Below are 22,141 nucleotides of genomic sequence, written 5' to 3'. Positions count from 1 at the left end.
CGTTCTCAAGAACGGCGGCCGTAGGCCGCCTACGCCTCTCCCCGCAAGCGGGGAGAGGGGGAAGGGACGCGAGAGGGGAACATGTCCAACCTATTCGATCTTCTGGTCGCAGGACTGGCCACCGGCGCGATCTACGCGCTGGTCGCGGTCGGCTTCACGTTGCTGTGGCAAACCTCGCAGACCATCAATTTCGCGCAGGGCGAGTTCGTGATGCTGCCGGCGTTCCTGATGCTGGCGGCGATGCATGCCGGCGCGCCGTTCTGGCTCGCGATCATCCTCGGCATCCTGCTCTCGATGATCCTGCTGGGCCTTGCCTTCAAGATGCTGCTGGTCGATCCGATGATGCGCCATGGCGTGCTGCCGCTGGCGATCGCGACCATGGCGCTCGCGATCGGCATCAAGGAAGCCGTCAAGCAGTTCTTCAGCGCCGAAGCCTCGCCCTTCCCGTCGATCGTGCCGACCGGCGACATCTCCATCCTCGGCCACGCCGTCTCGCTGCAAAGCATTGGCGTCCTCGCCGTCGCCATTCTCGCCGTTCTTGGCCTGACCACGCTGCTGAACCGTACCTCGCTCGGCCACCAGATGCAGGCCGCGGCGCAGAACCCGACGGTCGCGCGCATCATCGGCGTACCCGTCGAGCGCATGATCCTCCTGACCTTCCTGATCAACGCCTTCCTGGTCGCGCTGGCCTCGCTGCTGATCACACCGATCTACCTCGCAAAGTTCTCCTCCGGCGAGGTGCTGGGCCAGGCCGCCTTCATCGCGGCGATCGTCGGCGGCTTCAACCAGGTCCGCGGCGCGATCGCCGGCGGCCTCCTGATCGGCGTGCTCGACAATCTCGCGGCCGCCTATGTCTCGACGCAGTACCGCGCCGCCGTGCCGATGATCTTCCTGATCGCCGTCATCCTGTTCCGGCCGCAGGGCTTGCTCGGCCGCGCCGAGGAGCGCACCGTATGAGCGGCTTCGCCAAACCGTTAAAGATCGCGCTCGGCCTTGCCGTCATCGCCGGCCTGATCTTCATCCCCATGAACTTCAACCGCTACGGCCTGTTCATCCTGAGCCAATGGGCGGTGATGAGCATCGCCGCGATGGGTCTCAACCTCACGCTCGGCTATGCCGGCCAGGTCTCGCTGGCGCAGGGTGCCTTCGTCGGCATCGGCGCCTATGCCGCCGCGATCATGACCACCCATGGCTGGCCGCTGCCGGCCGCGATCCTGGTCGCGATCGCCTTGAGCTTCGCGGTCGGCTGGGTGCTCGGCTATCCCGCGCTGCGCGTGCAGCACCACTATCTCGCCTTCGTCACGCTCGCCTTCTCCACCCTCGCCTTCCTGGTGTTCCGCAACGAGAGCTGGCTGACCGGCGGCATCTACGGCATCTCCAACATTCCGCGTCCGCACATCTTCGGCATCGCGACCAACAAGCCGCTGCCGTTCTACTATGTCTGCCTCGGCTCGCTCGCGATCGTGTCGCTGGCGGTGTGGTGGCTGATCCGCTCGCCCTGGGGCCGCGCCTTCATGGCACTGCGCGAGAATCCCTTGCGCGCGCAATCGCTCGGCATCGACACGCGGCGCTACACGCTGATGGCGTTCGCGATCGGCTCGGCGCTCGGCGGCGTCGCCGGCGCGCTCTATGCGCCGCTGACGCAATATATCGATCCTGTTCCCTTCAACCTGTCGCTCTCGCTCGACCTCCTGATGATGGTGATCGTCGGCGGCGCCGGCTTCTATTTCGGTCCGTTCCTCGGCGCCATGATCGCGGTGCTGCTGCCGGAATGGCTGCGCTTCACCGAGGGCTACTACTTGATGCTCTACGCGGTCGCGGTGATGCTGCTCTTGATCTGGTCGCCGACCGGCATTCTGGGAATCCTCGATCGTTACATGGCGGCGCGGCGGACCAAGGCGGCCTCCGCGCTGCGCGCCGTCGCCAAGTCGCGCCTGGAGACGGTGCAATGAGCGCGGTCCTCGAAGTCACCGACATCAAGAAGAGCTTTGGCGGCATCCACGCCGTCAACGGCGTCAGCTTCGACGTGCGCGAAGGCGAGATCCTCGGCCTGATCGGCCCGAATGGCTGCGGCAAGTCCACGCTCTTCAACTGCATCCTCGGCCAGCTCACGCCATCGGGCGGCGAGGTGAAGCTCGACGGCCAGATCGTCACCGGCCTGCGTCCCTCCGAGCTCAACAAGCTCGGGGTCAGCCGCACCTTCCAGCTGCTGCAAGTGTTCCCAAAACTCTCGGTGCGCGAGAACCTGATCCTCGCCGGGCAAGAGCACCAGGGCAACATGGCCTCGCGCCTGGTCGGCCGCTCCGATGCGGGGCTGACCGGAGCCGCCAACCAGATGATCGGCTTCTTCAAGCTCGACCATCTCGCCGACGAGCCTGCCGGCGGCCTGTCCTACGGCCAGCAAAAACTGCTCGATGCCGCCATGGCCTTCATGGGCGGACCGCGCCTCGTGCTGCTCGACGAGCCCGCCGGTGGCGTCAACCCGTCGATGCTGGCGGATCTCAAAGAGCGGCTGGTCGCGATCAACCGCGAGAAGAACGCGACGTTCGTCGTGATCGAGCACAACATGGAGTTCGTGATGTCGCTGTGCTCGCGCGTGATGGTGATGGCGGAAGGCAAGGTGCTGGCGATGGGACGTCCCGACGAGGTTCGCAAGAACCCCGCCGTGATCGAAGCCTATCTCGGACATTGAGGAGGTCACCATGAGCGATCCGATCCTCTCGGTTCACAACCTCGTCGGCGGCTACGGCAAGATGACGATCTTGAACGGCACGACACTCTCGGTGCCGCCGGCGACCATCACCACGATCATCGGCCCCAACGGCGCCGGCAAATCCACCGTGTTCAAGGCAATCTTCGGCCTGCTCAAGCTGCGCGACGGCAAGATCAGCTTTGCCGGCCGCGACGTCACCAATCTGAGCCAGCGCGCGCTGCTCAATGCCGGCATCTGCTACGTGCCGCAGGGCCGCAACATCTTCCCGGAGCTCTCGGTCCGCAGCAATATCGAGCTTGGCGGGGTTTCCGCCGGGAATGGCATCGACCTGCCCAAGCGCATCGAGGCGGCCCTCGACCTGTTTCCGGCGCTGCGCCGCAAATCGGCGCAGCAGGCCTCGACGCTCTCCGGCGGCGAGCAGAAGCAGCTCGAGATCGCCCGATCGCTGCTGCTCGAACCGAAGCTGGTGCTGATCGACGAGCCCTCGATCGGCCTGTCGCCGCTGATGGTGCAGCAGACCTTCGACATCCTCAAGAGCTTGCGCGACCGCGGCGTCACCATCCTGATGATCGAGCAGAACGCGCGCTCCGCGCTGGAGATTTCCGACATCGGCATCGTGCTCGAGCTTGGCCAGACCCGCATGGTCGACAAGGCGGAGCGCATTTTGAACGATCCCCGCATTGGACAATTGTTCCTTGGGGGCGCGATGGAGGACAACGCAGCATGAACACACGCTCGATCGCGACCGTCTCTCTCTCAGGAGCGCTGGACGAAAAGCTCCGCGCCATCGCCGCCGCCGGCTTCGACGAGGTCGAAATATTCGAGAACGATCTGCTGTCGTTCGGCGCAGGGCCGCGCGACATCGCAAAGCTCTGCGGCGACCTCAATCTCAAAATCTGCGCGTTCCAGCCGTTCCGTGATTTCGAGGGCATGCCGGAGCCGCAGCGCGCGCGCAATTTCGCACGCGCGATGCGCAAGTTCGATCTGATGCAGGAGCTCGGCACCGATCTCTTGCTGATCTGCTCCAACGTGTCGCCCGCCTCGCTCGGCGGCATCGATCGCTCAGCGGACGATTTTCGCGAGCTCGGCGAGCATGCCGCAAAACGTGGCTTGCGTGTCGGCTACGAGGCGCTGGCCTGGGGCCGCCACGTCAACGACTATCGTGATGCCTGGGAGATCGTGCGCCGCGCCGATCATCCCGCGATCGGCGTCATCCTCGACAGCTTTCATGCGCTGGCGCCGGGCTTTCCGACCCGCGCCATGGCCTCGATCCCCGGCGACAAGATCTTTCTGGTCCAGCTTGCCGACGCGCCAAAACTCGAGCTCGACATTCTCTCGTGGAGCCGACATTTCCGCTCCTTCCCCGGCCAGGGCGATCTGCCGGTCGGCGAGTTCATGCAAGCGATTGCGGCGACCGGCTATGCCGGGCCACTGTCGCTGGAGATCTTCAACGACCAGTTCCGCGCCGGCTCGGCGGCGCAGACCGCGGTCGACGGCTTGCGTTCGCTGATCCTGCTGGAAGACCAGCTCGCACCGGACTGGCCGAAATTTGCCGGCGAGCCGCTGGCGCCGAAGGCGAAGAGCCGCGGCACGGGGTTCATCGAGTTTGCCGTCAACGAGAGCAAGGCCGGCGAGCTCGCCCACCTGTTCTCGCAGCTCGGCTTCCGCAAGAGCGGCAAGCACCGCAGCAAGGCGGTGGAACGCTGGTCGCAGGGCAAGGTCGAGCTCGTCATCAATTGCGAGACCGACGGTTTTGCGCATTCGCACTACGTGACGCATGGCCCCGGCGTCTGCGCGATCGCGCTCGACGTCGACAATGCCGGCCGTGCCATGGAGCGCGCCGAGACGCTGAAAGCGCGCACCTTCTACCAGCCGGTCGGACCGGGCGAGCTCGAGATTCCCGCGATCCACGGCGTCGGCGGCAGCCTGCTCTATTTCCTCGATCAGGCCGGCAAGAACTGGGACACCGATTTCGAACCAGTCGCAAGCGATGCAAGCGCCGACGCCCTGCTCGCCGTCGATCACATCGCGCAGTCGATGCCCTATGACGAGATGCTGTCCTGGCTGTTGTTCTACACCGGCATCCTCGACCTGAAGCGCCTGCCGCAGATGGAGATCGCCGATCCCAGAGGCCTCGTGCAGAGCCAGGCCATCATCAACGCCGACCAGAGCCTGCGCTTCGTGCTCAACGGCTCCTCCGCCAACCGCACGCTGCCGGCGCGCTTCATCTCGGAATTCTTTGGCTCAGGCGTGCAGCATGTCGCCTTCGCATGCCAGGACATTTTTGCCACCGTCGCCGCGATGCGCAAGCGCGGCGCCGACTTCCTGGACATCCCCGACAACTATTACGACGACATCGAAGCCAAATACGATCTCGCACCCGAGCTGATGGCGCAGCTGCGCGCCAACCACATCCTCTACGACCGCGAGGGCGACAGCGAGTTCTTCCAGGTCTACACCCACATCTTCGACGAGCGCTTCTTCTTCGAGATCGTCGAGCGCAGGAATTATCAAGGCTTTGGCGCCGCCAACGCCGGCATCAGGCTCGCAGCGCAGGCGCGCGAGGTGCGGCCCGCGAGCATGCCAAGGGTGTAGGTCTCCGCCTCTCCCCGCAAGCGGGGAGAGGGGAAGAGCGAGAGCTCACTTCATCTTGCACTTGTCGTGGAAACGATCCTGGTCGTTCTCGACGATGGTGGCGACGGTCTTCAGCGCGAGCTGGCCTTCGGCGTCCTTGACCACGTCCTGCAGGTAGAAATTCTGGATCGGGATGTGGTTGTTGCCGTACTTGAACGGACCGCGCACCGATTTGAAGTTCACCTTCTCCATCTCGGCCTTCATCTCGTCCTTCTTGGAAGTGTCGCCCTTCACGGCAACCACGGCGCTGTTGATCAGGTTCGCGGCATCATAGGACTGCGCGCCGTAGAAGGTCGGGCGCAGGCTGGTGTACTTCTTGCGGTAGTCGGCGACGAACTTCTTGTTCTCCTCGTTGGGCAGGTCGTTGACCCATTGCTGCGCGCCGGGCACGCCGAGCGCGTTGTCCTTCTGCAGCGGCAGCGACAATTCGTCGATCGTGAAGGCGGTGTAGAGCGGGATCTGCTGCTTGATGCCGGCCTGCGCATATTGGTTCAGGAACTGGACGCCGGCCGCGCCCGGATAGAACACGAAGATCGACTCGGCCTTGGAGTTCTTGGCCTTGGTGAGCTCGGCGGAGAAGTCCAGCTGGCTCGGCCACACCGTATATTCCTCGCCGACCACCTCGCCCTTGAAGGTGCTCTTGACGCCGGCCAGCATGTCCTTGCCGGCCGCATAGTTCGGGCCGATCAGGAATACGGACTTGACGCCCTTCTGGTTCATGTAGGTGCCGACCGCCTGCGGCGTCTGGTCGTTCTGCCACGAGGTCGAGAACACATAAGGCGAGCAGAGCTCGCCGGCGAGCTGCGACGGGCCGGCATTGGCCGAGATCAGGAAGGTCTTCGAATCCACCGCGGTCTTGAGCGAGGCCAGGAGCACGTTCGACCAGATGTAGCCGACGATGAAATCGACCTTGTCGGACTGCACCAGCTTCTCGGTCTTCTGCTTGCCGACATCGGGCTTCTGGCCGTCGTCCTCGTAGATCACCTCGACCGGCTTGCCGCCCATCTTGCGGCCGAGATGGTCGAGCGCGAGCTCGAAGGAGTTGCGCATGTCGTTGCCGATCACGGCGGTCGGGCCGCTGAAGGTCGAGACGAAACCGATCTTGATGGTGTCGCCGGCGAATGCCGGGCTCGCCAGCACCAGCGCCGCTGCGCCCGCCAGCCAGAATGCCGTCCTCATAACCACTCCCCTCCTTATTATTGGTCCCGGAAACGAGGTGATCGCCGCCCCGGGCCTGTCTCTATTGAACGCAAAATCTGTCGAGCCGCCAATGGCTCAGCGCCTACCCCTGCACCATATTTCGCCCCAATCGGCGATGGCAAGAAATATAATTCTACTCACTCGACCGAGGTCGGCCTAGGGCCGGTCTGGGGACTGCGGCGCTTTTTCGCGGGATGTCGATACACCCGGCCTATGCGGCGATTGATGACGGCTATTGGACCGCGCGGCCCAATCCGCACTTAAATAAGTAAGAGAAGCAGCGAGATTCGAGGTGCATCATGGCCGCAAATCCCCATCGCGTCGTCATCGTCGGCGCCGGCTTCGGCGGACTGGAGGCGACTCATCGGCTCGCAGGCGCCCCGGTCGAGATCACGCTGATCGACCGCCGCAACCACCATCTGTTTCAGCCATTGCTCTACCAGGTCGCGACTGCCTCGCTCGCGACCAGCGAGATCGCCTGGCCGATCCGGCATTTGATGCGCGACCGGCGCGAGGTGACGACGCTGTTTGCCACGGTGAGCGGCGTCGATGCCGAGCGGCGCTGCGTGCTGATCGACGACGGCAGCGAGGTGGCTTACGACACCTTGGTGCTCGCGACCGGCGCACGGCACGCCTATTTCGGCCATGACGAATGGGAGGCATGGGCGCCGGGCCTGAAGACGCTGGAGGATGCGACCACCTTGCGCCGGCACATCCTGGTGGCATTCGAGCGCGCCGAACGCGAGACCGATCCGCAGCGGCGCGCGGCGCGATTGACCTTCGTCATCGTCGGCGCCGGTCCGACCGGGGTCGAACTCGCCGGCACCATTGCCGAGATGGCGCATCACACCCTGCCCGCCGACTTCCGCAACATCGACACCCACAAGGCACGCGTGGTGCTGATCGAGGCCGGTCCGCGCGTGCTCGCGGGCTTCCCCGACGAACTCTCTGCGTATGCGCAGGCCTCGCTGGAAAAGATCGGCGTCGAGGTCGTGCTGGGACAGGCCGTCACCGAGATCAACCGCGAGGGCGTCGTGTTCGGCGGCAAGCTGCTCGAGGCCAAGACCCGCATCTGGGCCGCCGGCGTGCGCGCCTCGCCCGCCGCCGAATGGCTCGGTGCGCCGAGCGATCGCGCCGGGCGCGTGCAGGTCGAGGCCGACCTCACCATTCCAGGTCATCCCGAGATCTTCGCGATCGGCGACACCGTCAGCATCAACGCCTGGGACGGCAAGCCGGTGCCGGGCATCGCGCCGGCCGCCAAGCAGCAGGGACGCCACGTCGCCGAAACCATCAAGGCACGGCTGCGCGGCGAGAATCAAGGCGCGTTCCGTTACAAGCATTCCGGCAACCTCGCGCAGATCGGCAAGCGGCTCGCGATCATCGATTTCGGCAAGGTCAAGCTGCGCGGCACCATCGCGTGGTGGATCTGGGGCATCGCCCACATCTACTTCCTGATCGGCCTGCGCCACCGCCTCAGCGTCGCGCTGAGCTGGCTCTGGATCTACGCGCGGGATCAGCGGGCGGCGCGGTTGATCACGCAGGGGTCGAGCAAGGTGGTGTAGCGGCGTTTCTCTTACCCTCCCCTGGACGGGGAGGGTCGGCTCATGTTGAGCGAAGCGAGACGAGACGGGGTGGGGTGACAGTCTCTCCGCTTCGAGCAGTGCCCGTGAGGAGAGATCACCCCACCCCGCTCGCGCTGCGCGCGATCGACCCTCCCCCTCCAGGGGTGGGTGACAGACCGCGCTCTCTCCCGCTACTTCACCAATTCGCACCCACCTTCCGCCAGCGGTCGGAAGGCCTGGTCCGCCGGAATGGTCGAGACCAGCTTGTAATAGTCGTACGGATACTTCGACTCTTCCGGCTTCTTCACCTCGAACAGGTACATCGGATGCACGACGCGGCCGTTCTGGCGGATCGTGGTGTCGCCGAACAGCTTGTCCTTGCCCCTGAACTTCTTCATCTCCGGCACGGCGTCCCTGGCATTGTCGCTGCCGGTCGCCGCGACCGCATTGAGATAGGCGAGCGTCGAAGCATAGACGCCGGCCTGGTTGCCGCTCGGCATCTTGCCGTTCATGCCGGGCCGCGCGGCGAAACGCTTGGCAAATGCGCGGGTGTCGTCGTTCATGTCCCAATAAAACGCTTCCATGAGCTGGAGGCCCTGCGCGACCTTGATGCCCATGCCGTGGACGTCGTTGATGAAGAGCAGGAAAGCGACGAGCTTCTGCCCGCTCTGCTGGATGCCGAACTCGGCGGCCTGCTTCACCGCATTGATGGTGTCGCCGCCGGCATTCGCAAGGCCGATCACTTGCGCCTTCGAGCTCTGCGCCTGCAACAGGAAGGAGGCGAAATCGGAGGTGCCGAGCGGATGTTTTGACGAGCCGATCACCTTGCCGGCATGCGACTCGATGTATTTCTGCGCTTCGGCCTCGATGCCCTTGCCGAGCGCAAAGTCCACGGTGAGGAAGTACCAGTCCTTGCCGCCGCGCGACACCATTGCGGCCGCGGTGGTGTTGCCGGTCGCCCAGGTGTCGTTGACCCATTGGATAGTGTTGGGTGAGCAGGCCTTGCCGGTGAGATCCGAGCTTGCCGTCGAGGACGCCAGGAAGGTCATGCGGCTGTCGCGCAGCAGCGTGTTGATGGAGAGGCCGACGGCCGAATTCGGCACGTCGACGATGGCATCGACACCTTCGACATCGAGCCATTTGCGCGCGATGGCATTGCCGACGTCGGCCTTGTTCTGGTGGTCGGCATAGACGATCTCCACCTTGATGCCCTTGCCGCCGCCGTTGAAATCCTCCGCCGCCATGCGCGCGGCCTCGACCGAGCCCATGCCGTTGGTGTCCTGGAAGATGCCCGAGATGTCATTGAGCACGCCGATGCGCACGACGTTGTCCGATATCTCGGCATTCGCCGCGCCGGCCATCAGGCTCGCGGCCAGCGCGAGCGTCCACTTCAGATGCTTCATCATTCCCTCCCCTGTGTGTTGGTCGCCGGTCGTTGCCGGCACATCGAGATTCAGACCTGCCGATCCGGCAGACGCAGCACGAGCCCATCGAGTTCGGGCGTGATGTTGATCTGGCAGGACAGCCGGCTGTTCGGCAGCCGCTCGGCGGCGGTGCCGTCGAGCAGCGCGTCTTCGTCATCGGCGACCGCAGGCAGGCGCGCGAGCCAGCTCTCGTCGACATAGACGTGGCAGGTCGCGCACATGGCGTTGCCGCCGCATTCGGCCAGGATGCGGTCGAGGCCGTGACGGGTCGCAGCCTGCATGGCGCTCTCGCCGCCTGCGGTCTCGACGCGGTCGGACTTGCCGTCGGGATGAATGAAGGTGATGGCGGGCATCAGGACTCCTCGTCAGGCCGGGGTGATGGTGACAGGCAGGCTGTCGAGCCCGCGCAGCGTGTTGTTGAAGCGGCGCTTCGGCTCGCCCGTGATCTCGATCTTCGCGATGCGACGGGCCAGCGCCGTCAGCATCACCTCGCCTTCGAGGCGGGCGACGAGCTGGCCGACACACATGTGGATGCCGGAGCCGAAGCCGACATGGCCGGAGGTGCGGCGGGAGATGTCGTAGCTGTCGGGGCTGTCCCAGCGCCTGGGGTCGCGATTGGCGGCAGCAAGGAACATCAGCACCTTCTCGCCCTCGCCGATCCGCGCGCCCGACAGTTCGACCTCGCGCGTGGTGGTGCGGAAGAAGGTCTGCACCGGGCTCTCGAACCGCACCGCCTCCTCGAAGGCGCCGCGCGCCAGCGAGAGATCGCCGCGCAGGCGCTGCCACTGATCGGGAAAGCGTGCGAGACAATAGACCGCCGCACCGATGCCGTTGACCGTCGTATCGAGGCCCGCCGACAGCAGCGAGCGCACCAATAGCGGCGCCTCGGTGGGCGTGATGGCGCCCTCGTCGACTTGCGCATGAATGCAGGCGCCAAAGCCGCCAGGCGCAAGGTTCTCGCGCTGGCATTGCTCGGCAACATAGGCCTGGTGGGGCATCGAACGTTCGATCGCCTCCTGGCGGAGCTGGTTGGGCGGACCGAAGGCGTTGAACACGACGCTCGCATAGGGAATCAAATGCTCGCGGCCTTCAGCCTTCAGCCCGAGCGCATCGGGAAAGATCGACAGCGGGTAGGCTTCGGCGAGATCGGTGATCGCATCAAAGCTGCGCTTGTCCAGCAGCGCGTCGACCCGCTCCTCCGCCGCCGCGGCAAAACGGTCGCGCACCTGCTTCATCACGGTCGGCGACAGCACCTTCGACAACACGGCGCGGGTGCGGGTGTGCGCAGGCGGATCGGCCTCCAGGATCAGGCTCGGCGGCCGCCACGGCGTCTCCTTCTTGAAATCGGACAGGCCGACGCCTCGGCTGGAGCAGAACGTCGCGGGATCGTTCAGCACGGCATGGACCTCGGCATAGCGCGCCACGCCGTAGACCTTCCACTTGTCGAGATAGACCACCGGGCCCGCCTCCCTCAGCAACTCATGCGTGGGATAGGGGTCGGCGAAAAAATTCATGTCGAAGGGATCGACGTCGAGATGCGGGACGCCTGATATGGCGGAGCCGGGTGCGCTCATTGAAGTCCTCCCTCATTTTGATCTTGTGAAAGGGCGGCGCATGCCCTTAGGTCTTCGGGCACCTCGCGAGTCAGAAGCCCGATATGCCGCCGTCCTCGACCAAAGCCCGCCAGAAGCCCGCGCCCACGGATGCTGGGCCGACGCTCGACCTCGAGCGTTACGTGCCGGCGTTCATCACCTTCATCGCCAACAAGCTCTCGAACAGCGCGACCGCGTTCTACCAGAAGCAGTTCGGCGTCAACGTCACGGAATGGCGGATCATGTCGCTGCTGGCGATCGAGCCCGGCATTCCCGCCTCGCGCATCTGCCAGGTGATCGGCTTCGACAAGGGCCCGGTGAGCCGGACGCTGGCAGGCCTCGAGAAGCGCGGACTGATCTCGATCCGCACCGATCCCAACGACGGCCGCACCCATTCGATCTCGCTGACGGCGAGGGGCCGCGCCACGCATGACAAGGTGATCGTGGCAGCGTTCGAGCGCGAGCGGCGGCTGTTGTCCTGCCTGAGCAAGGACGAGCGCGAGATGCTGATCGATCTGCTCCGCCGGCTGCACGAGAATCTCGGCGCGGTGACCGACAGCAGCTACAGCTGACGCGCCGCGCCGCGGCTGCGTCGTACTGGCGGCTTTGGGCATGCGCCCGCGTGTGCCCGCGGCACCCTTCCTGCCGAGCATTGTTTCCTCCGAGATCGGACGCAGCGGTTCGCCCGCCGTCGTCCTGATCCGGAACGGTTCGCACAAATTAGTTGCTTAGGCAACAAAAGAATCGGCAGGATATTGCGACAGGATGACTGGCGTATCCCGCTCGTCATTCCGGGGCGCGCGCAGCGCGAACCCGGAATCCATCGTGCAACCACCTGCGGTGAAATGGATTCCGGGCTCGCGCCAAGAGGCGCGCCCCGGAATGACAGCGGAATGTGGCTTCGCTACCTCGGCCGTTACAACCCGACCCACTCCCCCGACGCATCGTCGTTCAGCCGCGCCACCGCCTCCGCACGCCGCGTCAGCACGGCGCGCTGGTTGATGTAGCCCTTGTCGGTGATCTCGCCGCCGTCCACCGGTGGCGGCTCGGCGAGCAGCAGCGCGCGCGTGGCATGGCCGGAGGAGTTTGCGCTCTGCCGTTTCAGCTTCGCGAGACCCTGCGCGATCGCGCTGCGGACCTTGGCATGCGCCAGCACGTCGCTCACCGCTGCCGTTTCAGGCAGTTCAGCATGAGCGCGGCAGGCCGCGATGTTCGGAAACACCAGGAAGCGCACCTCGTCGCCGCCATGGCCTGACACGACGATGTCCTGCGCGAGCGGCGCCAGCGCGGCGATGCCGGCAACCCGCAGCGTGCCGACACTGACCCAGGTGCCGGAATTCAACTTGAAGTCCTCCGCAACACGGCCGTCGAAGAACAGGCCGCGCTCCGGCCGCGCGCTATCGGCAAGCTTCACCGCATCGCCGATCAGATAAAACCCCTCCTCGTCGAACGCCTGCTTCGTCAGCTCGGGCGCCTTCCAGTAGCCCGGCGTGACGTTAGGGCCGCGCACGCGCACCTCAAGCTTGTCGCCTGACGGGACGAGCTTCAATTCGGTGCCGGGAATCGGCACGCCGATATTGCCGGAGCGTTCGGCGAGGAAATGACAGTCGGCCGCGAGCGGCGAGGTCTCGGTCGAGCCCCAGGCCGAGACCATCGGCAGCGCACGGCCGACGGTCTCGACGGAGAGCTCTTCGAGCGCATCCCAGAGATTCTGCGGCAGTGCCGCACCGGCATAGAAGGCGAATTTCACCTCGCTGAAGAAGCGGCGGCGCAGCTCCTCGTCGCCGCGCAGCGCCGCGATCAGCATATCGAAGCCGCGCGGCACGTTGAAATAGACCGTCGGCATCACGCTCTTCAGATTGGCGAGTGACGTCGCAAACAGACCGGGCGCAGGCTTGCCGCCGTCGATATAGAGCGAGCCGCCGTTGCGCAGCACGAGGTTGAAATTGTGGTTGGCGCCGAAGGTGTGGCTCCAGGGCAGCCAGTCGAGAATGACGAGATCGCGGCCCTGCTCGAGGAACGTCCAGGTCTGCGCCTTGGCCTGCTGGCTCGAGGTCAGCATGCGCTGGGTGTTGATGACCGCCTTGGGCGTTCCGGTCGAGCCTGACGTGAACAGGAATTTTGCGATCGTATCAGGCGTGAGCGCAGCGAAGGCCTTTGCGACGTCGGGCGTTTCAGCCGTTGCCGCGATGGCGCGGAACGCGAGCGCATCGGCGTCGCCGGCATTGCCGCTGATGATCTGCGCGCTATGCAGCGGCTTGATCGCAGCGAGCGCCGCCGCGAACGGCTTGGTGGCGGACACATAGATCGCGCCGGGCTGAAGCAGCGCGATCATGCTTTTCAGCTTGTCGAAATCCTTCGACATCAGCGAATAGGCCGGCGAGATCGCTGCCGAGGGCACGCCGACATGCTGGGCGGCCAGCGCAAGCAGAGCGTGATCGATGCTGTTGTCGGAGAGAATGACGACGGGGCGCTCCGCGCTGAGCCCCTGCGCCAGAATCCACGACGCTGCCGCACGTACCCACCACAGGGCTCCCGCGTAAGTCATAGTGGCCCAGGGCGCATCGGCGCCATCGCGCTCGGCGAGGAAGATCGTGTCGGGCGTCTGCCGCGCAAAATGCTCCAGCCAGTCCCCGATGCAGCGGGCGCTCTCGCGCAAGGGCTCGGGCGAACGCAGCACGATGCTGCCGTCGGCGCGATGCTCGGCGACGGTCCTGGGCGCTGCGAACAGGCTTGAAGCTTCACCGCGTGCGGCGGTTGTCATGGTTTTCCTCCTCGCCCGTAGCAGGGATCGGCTGCAGCCTCGTTCCGGGCTGCTTTGACCATAATGTTGGGCAGGACAATTGTTGTCGTCAACAACAATCTTTCGTTCGGATCGTCGAGGCGCTAAGGTTGCCCGGCAGGAGACACGATGTGACAGCCACGGCAGCGCAGACTTCCCCACGCAAACGCAGAGGCAACGGCGCCGCGCGGCGGATCGACGCGGACGAGATCGGCCTCGATGCACTGGTCGGCCACGCCGGCTATGCGGTGCGGCGCTTCCAGATCTGGATTTTCCAGGATTTCACCAGGACGCTCGGCGATGTCGATATCCGGCCGACGCAATATTCGGTGCTGACGGTGATCGGCGCCAATCCCGGCCTGTCGCAGATGGCGGTGGCAAAACGCCTCGGCATCGAGCGCGCCCGCCTGGTGCATCTGCTCGACAGCCTCGAGCAGCGCAAGCTTGTGAAGCGGATCAAGTCGAAAGAGGACCGGCGCTCCCACGCGCTGCATCTCACCGCGCAGGGCGCCACCGCGCTGGCGAAGTTCAAGCGTCTCGCCGCCGAGCATGAGCGGAATGTCGAAGAAAAGATCGGCAAGGAGAACCGGGAGCAGCTGCTTCGTATCCTTGCCGGCTTCACTTGACCCGGACCGCCTAAAATTTATGCAAATGCCCTTGGTGGGGCGCTGATGTGATGGCCTGCCCTGCCGACGAAATATCCCCAAGCCACTGATCTCACGATAATATCCGGAGCAACCGCCCTGCCCGGATTGTGTACACAATGGCACATCGCTTGCTTCAATCCGGGTGACACCTGTTGCCGGAGTTTGGACGCCATGGGGGCTGAGCAGCCTGAAACGATCGCCGCGATTGTGGCCGCGCATCGCGCGGGGACGATGACGCCGGCAGAGACGATCGCGCGGACCTATCAGCGCATCCGCGATTACAACGATCCCGCCGTGTTCATCAGCCTGCGCGACGAGAAGGACGCGATCGCGGAAGCCGAGAAGCTCGCCGCCCGCGCGGATGCGGCCAGCCTGCCGCTCTATGGCGTGCCGGTCGCGGTGAAGGACAATATCGACGCGCTGGGCTTTGCGACCACCGCGGCCTGCCCGGCGTTCTCCTATGCGCCCACCCACGATTCGACTGCGGTGGAGCGCCTGCGCGCGGCGGGCGCCATCATCATCGGCAAGACCAATCTCGACCAGTTCGCGACCGGCCTCGTCGGCGTGCGCTCGCCTTACGGCATTCCTAAGAACTCGATCCGCGAGGATCTGATTCCCGGCGGATCGAGCTCGGGCTCGGCAACCGCTGTCGGCGCCGGGTTGGTCCCGCTGTCGCTCGGCACGGACACTGCCGGCTCGGGCCGCGTGCCGGCGATGCTCAACAACATCGTCGGGCTGAAGCCGAGCCTCGGCATGATCTCGACCGCGGGCCTGGTGCCGGCCTGCCGCACGCTCGACTGCATCTCGGTGTTCGCGCTGACGGTGGACGATGCCGCACTCGCGCTCTCGGTGATGGCAGGCCCCGACCAGGCCGATCCGTTCTCGCGCGACCGGCCGCTTGGCCCGCTCACGCAATTCCCCGCGAACTTGCGCCTCGGCGTGCCGCGCAACGGTCAGCTCATCTTCTTCGGCGACAAGAAATCAGAAGCCGCCTATGCCGATGCGCTGAAGCGCTGGACCGCACTTGGCGCTGATCTGGTCGAGTTCGACCTCGAGCCGTTCTACGAGACCGCGCGGCTGCTGTATGAAGGACCGTGGGTCGCCGAGCGTTATCTGGTGATCAAGAACCTGCTCGCCTCGGCACCCGACTCAATTCATCCGGTGACGCGCGAGATCACCGCGGCTGGCGCGCGGCTGACCGCGGCCGAAACCTTCTCGGCGCTCTATCGCCTGCAGGGCCTGCGCAAGATCGCCGAGCGCACGTTTGCGAACATCGACGCGCTGGTGCTGCCGACCGCCCCGACCGCCTACACGACCGCTCAGGTGCTCGCCAATCCGATCGAGCTCAACAGCCGGCTCGGCACCTACACAAACTTTGTGAATTTGCTCGACCTCAGCGGCCTCGCGGTGCCGGCTTCGATGCGCAGCGATGGCATCCCGTTCGGCATCACGCTGCTCGCGCCCGCAGGACGCGATGCGCTGCTCGCGAGCATCGGCCGCGTATTTCATGCCGATACGAAGCTGACCGTTGGCGCGAAGGGTGTGGCGCAGGCCCCGCTCGCGCCGCTGCCTGCAAGCGGCGTCGATGAGATTCCAATCGCAGTCGTCGGGGCGCATCTCTCCGGCATGGCGCTGAACGGCGAGTTGAAGGCGTTGAGCGCGAGGCTGGTCGAAGCGACCAAGACGGCGCCCGACTACAAGCTCTATGCGCTTCCGACCACGCCGCCGAAGCCCGGCATGCTGCGCGTCGAGGCCGGCAAGGGTTCTGCGATCGAGCTGGAGATCTGGTCGCTGTCGGCGGCTGCGTTCGGCAAGTTCGTCAACGCGATTCCCGCGCCGATGGCGATCGGCACGATCCGGCTTGCCGATGGCCGCAACGTGAAGGGCTTTCTCGTCGAGCCGGAGGTGCTGGGCGAGGCGCGCGACATTACGGCGTATGGTGGCTGGCGCGCCTTCATGAAGGAAGCCGCAACAACGTAGGTCTCGTAGGGTGGGCAAGGCGACTTGTCCGCCGTAGCTCAAAGAGCGAAGGCGGAAGCGTGCCCACCATCATCATTAAGGGACCGTGGGCACGGCGCTTTGCGCCTTTGCCCACCCTACGGCACTGTGTTTGCGGCCCTACACCGACACCGCGTAAATCTCGTACTCCCCGCGCACCAGTTCGATATGCGCGCGCATGGCGGCGGCGGCGCCCTGCTTGTCGCCGCGCATGATGGCGACGACGACGCGGTCGTGCTCGGCCTGCGACTTGGCGAGGCGGCCGAGATTGCGGAACTGGGCGCGGCGGAACGGCTGCACGCGCACGCGCGTCGCCAGCGTGATCTCGGCGATGTAGCCGTTCTGCGAGCCCGCATAGATCGTGTTGTGGAAGCGCTCGTTGACCTCGTGGAAGCGCTCGGGATTGCCGGCGTAGCTCAAGAGCCGCAGCTCTTCATGGACGGCCTCGAGCGCATGGCGCTCGGCAGGAGACATGCGCTCGGCGGCAAGGCCGGCGCACAGCGCCTCGAGTTCCGCCATCGCCTCGAACATGCTCTTGAGACGCTCGATCGAGGGCTGCGCCACCACCGCGCCGCGATGGGGCCTTGCCTCGACCAGGCCGCTCGCGACCAGCTGCCGCAACGCCTCGCGCACCGGCGTGCGCGACACGCTGAAGCGCCGCGCGATGTCGGTCTCGTCCAGCGGCGAGCCCGGCGCCAGGGTTCCACGCACGATCTCGTCGGCAAGCTGAAGACGCAGCTCCTCGGCGCGCGTGACCTTCTGCAGCGACGGCAGTGCCCGGTCGACGCGGGGCACCACCGGCTCGGCCGGCAGTGTCCCGGGCGGAAGATCGTCAAGCGTCATTCGATCAGGTCTCTTTCGGCTCGTCGATGATGCTGACATGGGCGGCGACGACGCGCCAGCCCTCCGGGAAGCGAATCCACGTCTGCATCTGCCGGCCGACCTTGCCGGGCGCCGTGTCGCGATAGAACAAGGTGGAGGCCACGGCCGTGTCGCGGCCATAGCTGGTGATCACGGTCTTGGCGGTGCGGCGGTTGAGGCCGACCGGCGAGCGGCCGGCGCGAAAACCCGAGATTGCCTCGTAGCCGTAGAGGTTCTCGCCAATGCCGTAGCGCAGCGTGCGGGGATCGTTGCGGAACAGCTCGCCGAGCACGGCGACGTCGTTGCTGACGAGGGCCTGCTCATAGCGCTCGAACGCGGCTTTGACTTCCGCGATCACCTCGGGGAGATCGATCTCCATTTCAGAATCCTCTCGGCGATGGCGCGGCGGCGACGCCCATCTGTTCCAGGGCGTATGCGACGCGCAAGGCGACGTCCTCGCGCCAGGGCGCGGCAATGATCTGCACGCCGATCGGCAGCGGCTCGAGCGGCACCGGCACCGCCACGACCGGCAGGCCGATGAAGGAGATCGGCTGGGTGTGGATGCCGATATTGGCGCGCACCGGCAGCTCGACGCCGTCGAGATTGAAATTCAGCTGGCCGATTTTTGGCGCGGTGCAGGGCGTTGCCGGCGCGATCAGCACGTCGACCGATTTGAATATCTCGGCGAGCTGCGCGCGATACCAGCGGCGGAACTTTTGTGCGCGGTCGACCAGCGCTGCCGGCACCATGGCGCCGGCGATCAGACGGTCGCGCACGGCGGGATCGAAGTCGTTCGGACGCTTGCGCAGGCGATCGAGATGCAGCGAGGCGCCTTCGGTTGTGGTGATGACGTAAGCTGCGGCACGGGCGCGCGAGGCTTCGGGCACATCGACCACCTGCGTCGCGCCAAGCGCCTTGGCGACACGGCCGACGGCTTCGACAGCTTCCGGAAACACGTTCTTCTGGAAGTGCCCGCCCGCGATCGCAACGCGCAAGCCCGAGATGGATTCAGCTAGCAGCGGCATGACGGGCTCTAACCCGCGCGTCGTGCAAGCGCCGTCGTCCGCGTCCGGCCCCTGCATCACGTCGTAGGCGAGCGCGAGATCGGTGACGGAGCGCGCGAACGGGCCGAGATGATCGAGGCTCGCGACGAACGGGAACGAGCGCGCCCGCGACAGCCGGCCATAGGTCGGCTTCAGGCCAAAGATGCCGCAGAACGAGGAGGGCACGCGGATCGAGCCGTTGGTGTCGGAGCCGAGCGCAATCGGTACCAGCGCGCCGCCGACGGCGCTGCCCGAGCCGCCCGACGAGCCGCCGCTCATCCGCGTGGTGTCATGCGGATTGCGCGAGGGACCGTCATGGATGTTCTCGCCGGTGAAGTCGTAGGCGTATTCGCCCATGTTGAGCGCGCCGACGAGGACGGCGCCGGCCGCTTCCATCCGCTCGATCAGCGTGGCGTCGCGCTTGGCGGGCGCGAGGTCGCGGTTGATCTTCGAGCCGGCGCGCGTGGCAAGGCCAGCGACGTCGAACAGATTCTTCACGGCGAAGGGCACACCGGCGAGCGGGCCGACTTTCTTGCCCGCGGCAATGTCCGCATCGATCGCGCGCGCTTTCGCGCGGGCGCGTTCGGCGGTGACGTCGGTGAAGGCGTTGAGGATGGTGTCGTGCTGCTTGATGCGCGCGAGCGCGGCTTCGGTAGCTGCGAGCGCGGACAATTGGCCGCCGGCCACCGCTTTCGCGATGTCGGAAGCGTTCATCTCTGGCTTGGTGGTCATGACGGCGTCAGGCGGTGAAGATCGGCGCCGGCTCGGTCTCGTCCGGCAGCGTGAATTCATCGACGAGGCGGGCGAGCCGCAGCGAGACTTCGAGGTTGGCGCGGACCGCGGGCCTGAAGGCCTCCTCGACCGGCAGCGCCAGCGCTTTCGATACGGCGTCGATATAATCGTCCAGCGGCTCGGCCATCACGCTCCCAAACAATCAGTGCGCTCTCAGTGTACCGGCAACGGCGGATGCGGGATCGCCGTCAGCAGCTCCTTGGTGTAGTCGTCCTTGGGATCGCTGAGGACCTCTTCGGAAGAGCCTTCCTCGACGATTCGACCCGTCCGCATGACAATGACACGATCGCACAGCAAGCGCACTACATTCAAATCATGCGAGACGAACAGATAGCTCATACCTAGTCGCACCTTGAGGTCCTGAAGCAGGTTGAGGACCACCGCCTGCACCGAGACGTCCAGCGCCGCCGTCGGCTCGTCCAGGATGACCAGCTTCGGATGCAGGGCAATGGCGCGGGCGATGCCGACACGGGCCTTCTGGCCGCCGGACAATTGGTGCGGGAAGCGGTCGAGCAGATTGTGCGGCAGGCCGACCATGGTGGCCAGTTCCTCGCAGCGGGCGCGGAGCGCATCGCGCCCCTTGATGTCGCCGAGCTGCATGATCGGGTCGGCGATGGCGCGGGCGGCGGTGAAGCGCGGGTTGAGGCTATCGGTCGGATCCTGGAACACCATCTGGATGCGGCTGCGCTGCGGCAGCCGGGCGAAGGCAGCAGGCTGAATGCCGCCGATGTCCTCGCCGTCGAACTGGATCAGGCCCGAGGTCTGGTCGAGCAGCCGCATCACCATCATCGAGGTGGTCGATTTGCCGCAGCCGGATTCGCCGACGAGGCCGACGCTCTCGCCATGGCCGATCGAGAAGCTGATGCCGTCGACCGCGCGGAACACGTCCGGCTCCACCGGCGGCTTGCGGCCGAACAGCTTTCCGAGCGTGGCCGTGGCGCCCTGCCGGGGATATTCCTTGACGAGCTTTTCGATGAGCAGGAGGGGCGTCTCGCTCTTCGCGCCATCTTGCGAGGCGTGATGGATGGCCGGCTCAGGCCCGGCCATGACGGATGCGGACGGAGACGCGCTCTCCTCTTCCGGCAAAAGATCCCGCAAGCTCACACCGAGCCGCGGCGTCGCGCGCATCAGCTTCTTGGTGTAGGGGTGCTGCGGGTTGGCGAAGATGTCGGCGGCCTTGGCGGTCTCGACCACGCGGCCCTTCTCCATCACGACGACGCGGTCGCAATAGGCCGCGGCAAGACCGAGATCGTGCGTGATCAGGATGGTCGACATCGCACGGCGTTTTGTCAGTTCGACGATCAGGTCCATCACCGCCTTCTGCGTGGTGACGTCGAGACCGGTGGTCGGTTCGTCCGCGATCAGCAGCTGCGGATTGCAGGCGAGCGCGAGCGCGATGACGACGCGCTGGCACATGCCGCCCGAGAGCTCGAACGGATAGGCGTGGTAGCGCTCGCGCGGGCGGGCGATCTTGACCTGCTCCAGCGCCTCGATCGCCTTCTCGCCGTGATCGGCGACCTGGGCCTGCTGCACATGGGTGCGCAGCACGTCCTCGATCTGGTCGCCGACCTTCCGGATCGGATTGAGGGCAGCACGCGGGTTCTGAAAGATCATCGAGACTTCGCGGCCGCGCAGGTCGCGCATCTGGTCTTCGGTCGCGGCCTTCACGTCGATGCCCGAGAACATCACCGAGCCCTCGGCGATCTTGCCGGCGCGGTCGAGGATGCGCATCACCGCATAGGACGTCACCGACTTGCCGGAGCCGGACTCGCCGACGATCGCCAGCGTCTCGCCCTTGGCGACGGAGATGTTGACGTGCTGCACGGCTTTGACGATGCCGCGGCGGGTGGTGAATTCGACCGTGAGGTCCTGGACGTCGAGCAGGGGCTGGGCGGTCATGGATGCCTGCCAATCAAAAAGGTCGAAAACAACCCCATGCACAGTAGAACGGGGTTGGAATCATTGGTGAATTTCGGCCGGAAATTTGCCATCACGTCCTCCGCTGGGGGTCGACGATGTCGCGCAGGCCGTCGCCGAGGAGGTTGAAGCAGAACACGGCGATCATCAGGGCAAGGCCCGGGAACAACGCGATCCACCATTCCCCCGACACCATGAAGCCCGCGCCTTCCGCGACCATGATGCCCCATTCGGCGGTCGGCGGACGGACGCCGAGGCCGATGAAGGAGAGGCCCGCGGCATTGAGGATGGCGTAGCCCATGGTCAGCGACATCTGCACGATCATGATCGGCATGATGTTCGGCAGGATATGCACCAGCAGGATGCGGAATTCGCCGTTGCCTGAGAGACGCGCGGCCTGCACGAAGCCGGCATTGCGGCGGACATTGGCTTCGGCGCGCGCGACGCGGGCATAGAGCGGGAAGTTCACGATGGCGGTGGCGAGGATGATGTTCTGCACGGTGTTGCCGAGCGCGGCGACGATGCCCATGGCGAGCACGAACAGCGGAAACGCCATGATGGTATCGGCGATGCGGCCGACGATGCGGTCGGTCCAGCCGCCGAAATAGCCGGCGGCGATGCCGGCAAGGCCGCCCATCAGGAACACCAGCACGACCGAGGCGATGGCGATGAACGTATCGAGCCGTGTCGCCACCACGACGCGGCTGAAGATGTCGCGGCCGAGCTGGTCGGTGCCGAACCAATGCGCGGCCGAGGGCGGCTTCAGCGCAGCGGCCGTGTCGGAAGCCAGAGGATCATAGGGCACCACATAGGGGCCGAAGATCGCAGCGATCAGGATCACGATCAGCAGCGCAAAAGCAAAGCCGGTGACCTTGTTCTCGCCGAGAACGTAGCGGGTCTGTTCGAGGATCGCAGTGAGGCCCGACGTTCGCGCGGGACCGACGGGTTCAACAGCAGGCGCAACGGAGCTCATGAT

Annotated in this window: 20 protein-coding genes; 9 read left to right on the top strand and 11 right to left on the bottom strand. The window is 65.5% G+C overall.

Features of this window, described 5'->3' with window-relative positions:
* Positions 1-81 precede the first annotated feature (81 nt).
* Genes JQ603_RS15455 through JQ603_RS15435 form a run of 5 tightly spaced genes read left to right on the top strand, consistent with a single transcriptional unit; the run spans position 82 to position 5,308 of the window.
* Positions 82-957 carry a branched-chain amino acid ABC transporter permease gene (locus JQ603_RS15455; RefSeq protein ID WP_018644484.1) on the top strand — a complete coding sequence of 292 codons (876 nt, stop codon included), beginning with the start codon at positions 82-84 and terminating at the stop codon, positions 955-957.
* Positions 954-1,952, top strand: coding sequence for a branched-chain amino acid ABC transporter permease (locus JQ603_RS15450; RefSeq protein ID WP_212340705.1), 999 nt, complete (start codon positions 954-956; stop codon positions 1,950-1,952). The genes JQ603_RS15455 and JQ603_RS15450 overlap by 4 nt, the downstream gene beginning before the upstream one ends.
* Positions 1,949-2,692 (top strand): ABC transporter ATP-binding protein, encoded by a 744-nt coding sequence (locus tag JQ603_RS15445; protein ID WP_212340704.1) that lies wholly within the window; start codon positions 1,949-1,951, stop codon positions 2,690-2,692. Before JQ603_RS15450 ends, JQ603_RS15445 begins: the two co-directional genes overlap by 4 nt.
* Positions 2,693-2,702: 10 nt before the next feature.
* Positions 2,703-3,440: an ABC transporter ATP-binding protein gene (locus JQ603_RS15440; RefSeq protein WP_212340703.1), complete on the top strand. Its 738-nt coding sequence runs from the start codon at positions 2,703-2,705 to the stop codon at positions 3,438-3,440.
* Positions 3,437-5,308 (top strand): bifunctional sugar phosphate isomerase/epimerase/4-hydroxyphenylpyruvate dioxygenase family protein, encoded by a 1,872-nt coding sequence (locus JQ603_RS15435; protein ID WP_212340702.1) that lies wholly within the window; start codon positions 3,437-3,439, stop codon positions 5,306-5,308. The genes JQ603_RS15440 and JQ603_RS15435 overlap by 4 nt, the downstream gene beginning before the upstream one ends.
* Positions 5,309-5,353: 45 nt before the next feature.
* Here the strand turns inward: JQ603_RS15435 and JQ603_RS15430 are convergent, their stop codons facing one another.
* Positions 5,354-6,526: an ABC transporter substrate-binding protein gene (locus JQ603_RS15430; protein ID WP_212340701.1), complete on the bottom strand. Its 1,173-nt coding sequence runs from the start codon at positions 6,524-6,526 to the stop codon at positions 5,354-5,356.
* A 320-nt stretch (positions 6,527-6,846) separates the two neighbouring features.
* Between JQ603_RS15430 and JQ603_RS15425 the strand changes: the two genes are divergently transcribed.
* Positions 6,847-8,109 (top strand): NAD(P)/FAD-dependent oxidoreductase, encoded by a 1,263-nt coding sequence (locus JQ603_RS15425; RefSeq protein WP_212340700.1) that lies wholly within the window; start codon positions 6,847-6,849, stop codon positions 8,107-8,109.
* A 191-nt stretch (positions 8,110-8,300) separates the two neighbouring features.
* Here the strand turns inward: JQ603_RS15425 and JQ603_RS15420 are convergent, their stop codons facing one another.
* Genes JQ603_RS15420 through JQ603_RS15410 form a run of 3 tightly spaced genes read right to left on the bottom strand, consistent with a single transcriptional unit; the run spans position 8,301 to position 11,107 of the window.
* Positions 8,301-9,512, bottom strand: coding sequence for an ABC transporter substrate-binding protein (locus tag JQ603_RS15420; protein WP_212340698.1), 1,212 nt, complete (start codon positions 9,510-9,512; stop codon positions 8,301-8,303).
* 50 nt (positions 9,513-9,562) lie between these two features.
* A complete protein-coding gene (locus JQ603_RS15415; RefSeq protein ID WP_212340696.1) occupies positions 9,563-9,886 on the bottom strand; it encodes a 2Fe-2S iron-sulfur cluster-binding protein in 324 nt (107 codons plus the stop codon).
* 12 nt (positions 9,887-9,898) lie between these two features.
* Entirely contained in the window at positions 9,899-11,107 is a 1,209-nt protein-coding gene (locus JQ603_RS15410; RefSeq protein ID WP_212340694.1) for a cytochrome P450, read from the bottom strand.
* Positions 11,108-11,190: 83 nt separating this feature from the next.
* Between JQ603_RS15410 and JQ603_RS15405 the strand changes: the two genes are divergently transcribed.
* Entirely contained in the window at positions 11,191-11,697 is a 507-nt protein-coding gene (locus tag JQ603_RS15405) for a MarR family winged helix-turn-helix transcriptional regulator (RefSeq protein ID WP_212340692.1), read from the top strand.
* A gap of 344 nt (positions 11,698-12,041) precedes the next feature.
* Here the strand turns inward: JQ603_RS15405 and JQ603_RS15400 are convergent, their stop codons facing one another.
* Complete coding sequence (locus JQ603_RS15400; protein ID WP_212340691.1) at positions 12,042-13,889, bottom strand: feruloyl-CoA synthase; 1,848 nt, start codon at positions 13,887-13,889, stop codon at positions 12,042-12,044.
* Positions 13,890-14,038: 149 nt separating this feature from the next.
* Here JQ603_RS15400 and JQ603_RS15395 point away from each other — a divergent pair, with 149 nt between their 5' ends.
* Positions 14,039-14,533, top strand: a complete 495-nt coding sequence (locus JQ603_RS15395) for a MarR family winged helix-turn-helix transcriptional regulator (RefSeq protein WP_212340690.1) — start codon at positions 14,039-14,041, stop codon at positions 14,531-14,533.
* A 192-nt stretch (positions 14,534-14,725) separates the two neighbouring features.
* Positions 14,726-16,534, top strand: a complete 1,809-nt coding sequence (gene atzF / locus JQ603_RS15390; protein WP_212340689.1) for an allophanate hydrolase — start codon at positions 14,726-14,728, stop codon at positions 16,532-16,534.
* A 138-nt stretch (positions 16,535-16,672) separates the two neighbouring features.
* On the opposite strand, the gene JQ603_RS15385 is transcribed toward atzF, so the two are convergent.
* The 6 genes from JQ603_RS15385 to JQ603_RS15360 all read right to left on the bottom strand — a co-directional run bounded on the left by JQ603_RS15385 (position 16,673) and on the right by JQ603_RS15360 (position 22,138).
* Positions 16,673-17,395 (bottom strand): GntR family transcriptional regulator, encoded by a 723-nt coding sequence (locus JQ603_RS15385; RefSeq protein ID WP_212340688.1) that lies wholly within the window; start codon positions 17,393-17,395, stop codon positions 16,673-16,675.
* A gap of 4 nt (positions 17,396-17,399) precedes the next feature.
* Positions 17,400-17,792: an oxalurate catabolism protein HpxZ gene (gene hpxZ / locus JQ603_RS15380; RefSeq protein WP_212340687.1), complete on the bottom strand. Its 393-nt coding sequence runs from the start codon at positions 17,790-17,792 to the stop codon at positions 17,400-17,402.
* A gap of 1 nt (position 17,793) precedes the next feature.
* Positions 17,794-19,188 carry an AtzE family amidohydrolase gene (locus JQ603_RS15375; RefSeq protein WP_212340680.1) on the bottom strand — a complete coding sequence of 465 codons (1,395 nt, stop codon included), beginning with the start codon at positions 19,186-19,188 and terminating at the stop codon, positions 17,794-17,796.
* Positions 19,189-19,195: 7 nt separating this feature from the next.
* Positions 19,196-19,375, bottom strand: coding sequence for a DUF4089 domain-containing protein (locus tag JQ603_RS15370; RefSeq protein ID WP_162500504.1), 180 nt, complete (start codon positions 19,373-19,375; stop codon positions 19,196-19,198).
* A gap of 26 nt (positions 19,376-19,401) precedes the next feature.
* Positions 19,402-21,147, bottom strand: coding sequence for a dipeptide ABC transporter ATP-binding protein (locus tag JQ603_RS15365; protein ID WP_212340678.1), 1,746 nt, complete (start codon positions 21,145-21,147; stop codon positions 19,402-19,404).
* A 91-nt stretch (positions 21,148-21,238) separates the two neighbouring features.
* The gene (locus tag JQ603_RS15360) at positions 21,239-22,138 is read right to left on the bottom strand and encodes an ABC transporter permease (RefSeq protein WP_212340676.1); all 900 of its coding nucleotides are present in this window, start codon (positions 22,136-22,138) and stop codon (positions 21,239-21,241) included.
* Positions 22,139-22,141 lie beyond the last annotated feature (3 nt).

It is taken from the genome of Bradyrhizobium liaoningense, assembly GCF_018130825.1.
Taxonomy (GTDB): domain Bacteria; phylum Pseudomonadota; class Alphaproteobacteria; order Rhizobiales; family Xanthobacteraceae; genus Bradyrhizobium; species Bradyrhizobium liaoningense_B.
The sequence above is the reverse complement of the archived record's forward strand: the minus strand, read 5'-3'. Positions and strand labels throughout refer to the sequence as shown.